This is a genomic window from Streptomyces sp. NPDC002156 (assembly GCF_053593675.1).
In genome coordinates this window covers 1-4,913 of the sequence record NZ_JBSFDA010000318.1, presented here as the reverse complement: position 1 = coordinate 4,913, position 4,913 = coordinate 1, and the positions used below count along the sequence as shown (strand labels likewise).

Annotated in this window: 7 protein-coding genes; 2 read left to right on the top strand and 5 right to left on the bottom strand. The window is 69.3% G+C overall.

All coding sequences use genetic code 11. The features are described from left to right. Positions 1-96, bottom strand: a 96-nt coding sequence (locus ACWCRB_RS49010) for a biotin carboxylase N-terminal domain-containing protein (protein ID WP_279617129.1), incomplete at its 3' end; no start/stop codon positions are given. A 391-nt stretch (positions 97-487) separates the two neighbouring features. Between ACWCRB_RS49010 and ACWCRB_RS49005 the strand changes: the two genes are divergently transcribed. Continuing rightward, positions 488-961 carry a hypothetical protein gene (locus ACWCRB_RS49005; RefSeq protein ID WP_451002250.1) on the top strand — a complete coding sequence of 158 codons (474 nt, stop codon included), beginning with the start codon at positions 488-490 and terminating at the stop codon, positions 959-961. Positions 962-964: 3 nt separating this feature from the next. On the opposite strand, the gene ACWCRB_RS49000 is transcribed toward ACWCRB_RS49005, so the two are convergent. From ACWCRB_RS49000 to ACWCRB_RS48985, 4 genes are all read right to left on the bottom strand, one after another. Beyond that, a complete protein-coding gene (locus ACWCRB_RS49000) occupies positions 965-1,585 on the bottom strand; it encodes a Maf family protein (RefSeq protein WP_451002249.1) in 621 nt (206 codons plus the stop codon). Between the two features lie 37 nt (positions 1,586-1,622). Continuing rightward, complete coding sequence (gene mmpB / locus ACWCRB_RS48995; RefSeq protein WP_268828153.1) at positions 1,623-1,751, bottom strand: morphogenic membrane protein MmpB; 129 nt, start codon at positions 1,749-1,751, stop codon at positions 1,623-1,625. Between the two features lie 135 nt (positions 1,752-1,886). Then, entirely contained in the window at positions 1,887-2,096 is a 210-nt protein-coding gene (locus ACWCRB_RS48990) for an acyl-CoA carboxylase epsilon subunit (RefSeq protein ID WP_451002248.1), read from the bottom strand. A gap of 29 nt (positions 2,097-2,125) precedes the next feature. After that, complete coding sequence (locus tag ACWCRB_RS48985; protein ID WP_451002247.1) at positions 2,126-3,730, bottom strand: acyl-CoA carboxylase subunit beta; 1,605 nt, start codon at positions 3,728-3,730, stop codon at positions 2,126-2,128. A gap of 120 nt (positions 3,731-3,850) precedes the next feature. Between ACWCRB_RS48985 and ACWCRB_RS48980 the strand changes: the two genes are divergently transcribed. After that, a complete protein-coding gene (locus tag ACWCRB_RS48980; RefSeq protein ID WP_451002246.1) occupies positions 3,851-4,771 on the top strand; it encodes a biotin--[acetyl-CoA-carboxylase] ligase in 921 nt (306 codons plus the stop codon). Positions 4,772-4,913 lie beyond the last annotated feature (142 nt).

The window sequence follows — 4,913 nt, the reverse complement described above, 5'->3', positions numbered from 1 at the left end:
GGCGTACACGGCCACGCTCGCGATTCCGGCATCCCGGCAGGCCCGGGCAACGCGGACAGCGATTTCGCCACGGTTGGCGATGAGCACCTTGCGCACGATTGAGGCTCCCTCCTTGAAACAAGCCGAGTTTAGGGACTGCCGACACGGCGCATCGACCCGTCCCCACTGGTGAGCTTGCCCACACGGAGCGTGATACGAGGCTCGCTCGACCCGCGAAATCCCTTGTCGCACCTACGTACGCAGGACTCCTTGCGGAAACCCTAGCCCCCTGATGTGGTCAAGGTCTCTGTGAGAGCGTGCTGCGGCCCACTCCGTTTCTTTGTGGAGTCCCTACGAACGGCCCAATGATTCTTTGCCCGTCGAGCAACCTCGGACGAACCCTTGTCCGCGCGTTTACCCGTTAGTAGCGTTCACGCTGTACCGAACGTAGTGCCAACCGAACGTAGTACTAGCCGCACGCGCGGCAGTCGAAAGTGGGTGGGGGCCAGTGGTCCGCAGACCGGTGGCTTGGATCGTCGCGGTCGTCCTGTTCGTGGAGGCGTTCGGCGTCGCCGCGCTGAACTGGTTCCTGGGGACGGTCGTCGACAACCAGCAGATGTCCCTCGCCGGTCTCGACCCGGACATGATGTCCGTGTCCTCGAAGATCGGCGGCCTGGTCTTCGGCGCCTACTTCGCGCTGTGCGGCGTGGTGGCCCTGCTCGTCGCCCTGCGCGACCGCTCCCCGGCCGGCCTCGGCCGCATCCTGCTGATCAGCGCGGCCGTGGTGCACGCGCTGCTGGGGGCCTTCGCCTGGGGCCTGGTGGGCTGGACGGCGTTCCTGACCATGGTCGTGGTGATGACGCTGGTGGTGCTCCTGCTGATGACGTACGACCAGCGGGACACCCCCGTGTCCGAGGGCCCGGAGGACAGCGCGGGGGGCGGCTCGCCGCTCACCCCTCCGCCGACGCCCAGCACCCCGTGATCGCTACTTCTCCCCGGGCGTCCACAACTCGGTGATCCCGACGCCCAGTTCGGCGAGCAGCCTGCGTACGAGGGGCAGGCTGATGCCGATCACGTTGCCGTGGCCGCCGTCGATGCCGTCGATGAAGGGTGCCGAGCGGCCGTCGAGGGTGAACGCCCCGGCGACATGGAGGGGCTCGCCGGAGGCGACGTACGCGGCGATCTCGTCGTCGGTCGGCTCGCCGAACCGCACGACCGTGGACGCGGTGGCCGACACGTGGCGGTTGTTCGCCGTGTCCCAGACGCAGTGGCCCGTCTGGAGCGTGCCCGCCCGGCCGCGCATCGACTTCCAGCGGGCGGTGGCCTCCTCGGCGTCTGCGGGCTTGCCGTACGCCTCGCCGTCCAGGTCGAGGACGGAGTCGCAGCCGATCACCAGCGCGCCCCGCACCTCGGGCTTCGCGGCCACCACGGAGGCCTTCGCCTCGGCGAGGGCGAGGGCCAGTTCGGCGGGGGTCGGCGCCGTCACGGCGTCCTCGTCGAAGCCGCTGACGATCACCTCGGGGTCGAGTCCGGCCTGCCTGAGCAGGTTGAGCCGGGCGGGTGACTGGGAGGCGAGCACGAGGCGGCGGCGTGGCTGATCGGTCATGCGGTAAGCGTATCGGCGGGGTGTGTGGGCTGTGTGCCTACAGCACTCCGAGGACGATCATCGCGAGCAGCATGGCCAGGGCCATGAGAAACCCGAGCCGCCGAAGCATCTGCTGCGCTTCGCGCAGTTCCTTCGGCGGTTCGTTCTCGGGGTCGGACCACAACATGCCATCCAGCGTGACGCTCCGCGGGTTGGGGCGCCTGAGTAGCCGTACTCAAATCGGCGCCCTTTGTTGTCCCTCCGTGCGCTCGCGCGGCGGAGCCGCATATTGACACAGCCCCGCGCCCCTTGGATGCCTCAGTCACGCCGGCCAGTAGGTGCGGGTCCATGATGTCGGGCCCGGGTTGGGCAGGCGCTGGGACGCGAGTCTTGCCGGGTCTGCCCAGGCGTCCTTCGTGCCTGGGGTACCCGGTGTCGTGGAGGACGCTGCCACGGCTCGGGCTCGGACCACTGCCAGGGCGGCGGCCAGCTCCTCGGGGGTCGGGTTGCCCCGTACGACCTTGATGTTCACAGCGGCTCCTGAACGGCAGTCGAAACGGTCTAGAGGGGGATGTTGCCGTGCTTCTTCGGGGGCAGGGACTCGCGCTTCGTGCGGAGCTGGCGCAGGCCCCGTACGACGTGGCGGCGGGTGTCGGACGGCAGGATCACCGCGTCGACGTAGCCGCGTTCGGCCGCGATGTAGGGGTTGAGGAGGTGGTCCTCGTACTCCTGGATCAGGCGGGCGCGGACCACGTCCAGGTCCTCCCCGTTGGCCTCCGCCTCGGCGATCGTGCGGCGGTGCAGGATGTTGACCGCGCCCTGGGCGCCCATGACGGCGATCTGGGCGGTCGGCCAGGCCAGGTTGAGGTCGGCACCCAGGTGCTTGGAGCCCATGACGTCGTAGGCGCCGCCGAAGGCCTTGCGGGTGATGACCGTGATGAGCGGGACGGTGGCCTCGGCGTAGGCGTAGATGAGCTTGGCGCCGCGCCGGATGATGCCGTCGTGCTCCTGGTCGACGCCCGGGAGGAAGCCGGGGACGTCCACGAAGGTGAGGACCGGCACGTTGAAGGCGTCGCAGGTGCGTACGAAGCGGGCGGCCTTCTCGCTCGCCGCGATGTCGAGGCAACCCGCGAACTGCATCGGCTGGTTGGCGACGACGCCGACCGGACGGCCCTCCACCCGGCCGAAGCCGGTGAGGATGTTGGGCGCGAACAGGGACTGCGTCTCGAAGAACTCGGCGTCGTCCAGGATGTGTTCGATCACCGTGTGCATGTCGTACGGCTGGTTGGCGCTGTCCGGGATCAGGATGTCCAGCTCGCGGTCCTCGTCCGTGACGGCGAGGTCCGCCTCCTCCGGGAACAGCGGGGGCTCGCTGAGGTTGTTGGACGGCAGGTACGACAGCAGCTGCTTGACGTACTCGATGGCGTCCTTCTCGTCGCCGGCCATGTGATGGGCCACGCCCGAGGCGGAGTTGTGGGTCCTGGCCCCGCCCAGCTCCTCGAAGCCGACGTCCTCGCCGGTGACCGTCTTGATGACGTCCGGGCCGGTGATGAACATGTGCGAGGTCTGGTCGACCATGACCGTGAAGTCGGTGATGGCCGGGGAGTAGACCGCTCCGCCCGCGCACGGGCCCACGACCAGGCTGATCTGCGGGATCACGCCCGACGCGTGGGTGTTGCGGCGGAAGATCTCGCCGTAGGCACCGAGGGAGGCCACGCCTTCCTGGATACGGGCGCCGCCCGAGTCGTTGATGCCGATGACCGGGCAGCCGGTCTTCAGCGCGAAGTCCATGACCTTGACGATCTTCTGGCCGTACACCTCGCCGAGTGCGCCGCCGAAGACGGTGAAGTCCTGGGAGAACACGGCGATCGGACGCCCGTCGACGGTCCCGTAGCCGGTGACGACGCCGTCGCCGTAGGGGCGGTTGTTCTCCAGGCCGAAGTTGGTCGAGCGGTGTGTGGCGAACTCGTCCAGCTCGACGAACGAGTCCTCGTCCAGGAGCAGTTCGATGCGCTCACGGGCCGTCAGTTTGCCCTTGGCGTGCTGCTTCTCGACAGCCCGTTCCGATCCGGCGTGCGTCGCCGCGTCGACGCGGCGCTGCAGGTCCGCGAGCTTGCCAGCGGTGGTGTGGATGTCGATCTGCTGCGGCTTTACCGGCTCGGCCATCGGGATGCGGCTCCCTGCAAAGTGTGACGTGCTCAGAAGGGGGATTGGCTACTCATCCGTAGCGTAGTGGGGTGCCTACCCATCGGCAGTGCGGCGTTTACCACATCTAGTGTGGCTTGCATGACGCCGCGAGATGACTCAGAGGGATCAGCAGGTTCAGCAGGATCAGAGGGTTCAGAGGGTTCAGAGGGTTCAGCAGGAAACGACGGGCGCTGGTCCGATCTCGACCGGCCGCCGCTCGGCGCCGGTGCGCTGCGTCGGGCGCTGGTCCGGGAGGGCGGGCTCTGGTCGGGGGTCGAGGTGGTCCGCAGTACGGGGTCCACGAACGCCGATCTCGTCGCCCTCGCGAATGCGGGCAAGGCGGAGGAGGGGTTCGTCCTGGTCGCCGAGGAGCAGACCGCCGGGCGCGGGCGGCTGGACCGGCAGTGGACGGCGCCCGCCCGCTCCGGGCTGTTCTTCTCCGTGCTGCTGAAGCCGACGGGGGTGCCGGTGGCCCGCTGGGGCTGGCTGCCGCTGCTGACCGGGGTCGCGGTGGCGACGGGGCTGTCGCGGGCCGCGGGCGTCGATACGTCACTCAAATGGCCCAACGATCTGCTGGTGAGCGTCGGGGGCGCGGAGCGCAAGGCGGGCGGGATCCTCGCGGAGCGGGCCGGTGCGGACGCGGTGGTGATCGGCATCGGCATCAACGTCACCCTGCGCGAGGACGAGCTGCCGGTGCCTACGGCTGGGTCGCTGGCGTTGGCGGGGGCGGTGGGGACGGACCGGGATCCGTTGCTGCGGGCGGTGCTGCGGTCGTTGGAGCAGTGGTATGTGCGGTGGCGGGCGGTGGAGGGGGATCCGGTGTTGTCCGGGCTGCAGGAGACGTATGCGGCGGGGTGCGCGACGTTGGGGCGGACTGTGCGGGCGGAGTTGCCGGGGGATCGGAGTGTGGTGGGGGAGGCGGTTGCCGTCGACGGGGACGGGAGGCTGGTGCTGGCCACGGGGGAAGGGGTGCAGGAGCCGGTGGGGGCGGGGGATGTGGTGCACCTGCGGCCGGCGTGAGTTTTTCGCCCCCGCCGCCCTTACCCGTTCCCGTCCCTCGGGGGCTCCGCCCCCGAACCCCCGTATCGCGCTGAACGCGCTCGTCCTCAAACGCCGGACGGGCTGGATTGTGCCGGCCGGCGCTTGACCTTTCAGCCCAGGC

What these genes read in the sequence shown, in the direction of transcription:
- ACWCRB_RS49000 (WP_451002249.1), bottom strand. Translation starts at nt 1,585, where the DNA reads ATGACCGATCAGCCACGCCGCCGCCTCGTGCTCGCCTCCCAGTCACCC.
- mmpB (WP_268828153.1), bottom strand. Translation starts at nt 1,751, where the DNA reads ATGTTGTGGTCCGACCCCGAGAACGAACCGCCGAAGGAACTGCGCGAA.
- ACWCRB_RS48985 (WP_451002247.1), bottom strand. Translation starts at nt 3,730, where the DNA reads ATGGCCGAGCCGGTAAAGCCGCAGCAGATCGACATCCACACCACCGCT.
- ACWCRB_RS48980 (WP_451002246.1), top strand. Translation starts at nt 3,851, where the DNA reads ATGACGCCGCGAGATGACTCAGAGGGATCAGCAGGTTCAGCAGGATCA.